Annotated in this window: 1 rRNA gene; it reads left to right on the top strand. The window is 52.7% G+C overall.

Features of this window, described 5'->3' with window-relative positions:
• A 23S ribosomal RNA gene (locus L7A20_RS11910) occupies positions 1 to 256 on the top strand; the annotation flags it as partial.

A 256-nucleotide genomic window follows, 5' to 3' on the forward strand; every position in this document is an offset into this window, starting at 1 on the left:
TAAACGTATTAACAGGTGTGACGCAGGAAGGTAGCCAAGCCACGCGATGGTTGTCGTGGTCTAAGCGTGTAGGGTATCCGGTTGTTAAATGCGCCGGTGTTGGCCTGAGACGTGATGGGACCCCGTTTGTGGGGGATTTGGTGATCCTATGCTGCCGAGAAAAGCATCGACGTGAGGTTTTAGCCGCCCGTACCCGAAACCGACACAGGTGATCAGGTAGAGAATACTAAGGCGATCGAGAGAATCATGGTTAAGG

The organism is Rothia nasimurium, from assembly GCF_928381415.1.
In the GTDB taxonomy this organism is placed as follows: domain Bacteria; phylum Actinomycetota; class Actinomycetes; order Actinomycetales; family Micrococcaceae; genus Rothia; species Rothia nasimurium_H.